Annotated in this window: 1 protein-coding gene and 1 pseudogene; both read right to left on the bottom strand. The window is 71.3% G+C overall.

Features of this window, described 5'->3' with window-relative positions:
- Window positions 1–23: 23 nt before the first annotated feature.
- Entirely contained in the window at window positions 24–512 is a 489-nt protein-coding gene (locus tag ACFVUS_RS43805; protein WP_073797127.1) for a GNAT family N-acetyltransferase, read from the bottom strand.
- Window positions 506–1,006, bottom strand: a pseudogene (locus tag ACFVUS_RS43800) (hypothetical protein); the annotation flags it as partial. The pseudogene ACFVUS_RS43800 and the gene ACFVUS_RS43805, both read right to left, overlap by 7 nt.

The following is a 1,006-nucleotide window of genomic DNA, read 5'->3' as shown; positions in this document are numbered from 1 at the left end:
GGGAACGAGAGTGCTGGGTCGCCCTACATCTTCTGCAGCGCGTACGCCTCGTACGGCACAGTGGTTCCGTCTTCGGTGTGCCAGTCAGACGTACCGATATGGGTGAACCCGGCTTTGATCAGGACTCGTCCGGAGGCGGGGTTGTCGGGGTGGTGCATGGCCTCCAGACGGTTGAGGCCGGCGGTGGTGAAGGCGGTGGAGACCACGTGGTTGGCGGCGTGGGTGGCGTAGCCGTGGCCCCAGCTGTCTTCCCGGAGGATGTAGCTGATGGTGCCCATGGACGCCGTTCGTCGCCGCAGCGCGATCAGGCCGATCAGCTCGTCCTCGGTGACGATGCCCCAGCTCCACTGGGCCTGCGGGGTTTCGGCGGCTCGGGCCAGGGCTGCGCGGATCTTCTCGTGGGCCTGGTCGAGGGTGAGGGGCTTGCCGGTGGTGTGCCGGATGGAGGCGCCGCTGTAGATGCGGGTGAGGGCGGGGGCGTCGTCGAGGGCGAGGGCGCGCAGGGTCACCATGCGGCGGTCAGCTCCTTCGCGGTGGGGCGGTCGGCGGGGTCGGGGGCGAGGCACGCGGTGATGGCGCCTTCGAATTCCGGGAACGGCCAGGGCCGGACGTCGCGCAGTGTGGTGGTGGTGCCCTTGGCGATGACGGCGAGCTTGTCCAGCCGGTCGAGGTTGTCGTCGTAGGGGACGGGGCGGTGGCCGGTCCAGCACCAGAACAGGGAGGCGCTCAGGCTCCAGATGTCGGCGGCCGGCTGCGCCTGGACGTGTGTGTCGGCCGGGGTCGCGAGGACGGCGGTGGCGAGTTCGGGGGCGGTGGTGTGGGTGAGGGCTCCCCGGTACGGGACGCGGCGGTGGCCGTCGTCGGGGCCGCAGGCGAGGGCGTAGTCGATGACCGCGGCGTGGCCGGCGGGCGTGACGAGGGTGTTGGTGGGCTGGACGTCGGCGTGGGCCCAGCCGGCAGCGTGCATGCGGTCGAGGTGTTCCGTCCAGGTGCGGGCGATGCCCGT

The organism is Nocardia sp. NPDC058058 (assembly GCF_042885355.1).
Classification (GTDB): Bacteria; Actinomycetota; Actinomycetes; order Mycobacteriales; family Mycobacteriaceae; genus Nocardia.
The sequence above is the reverse complement of the archived record's forward strand: the minus strand, read 5'-3'. Positions and strand labels throughout refer to the sequence as shown.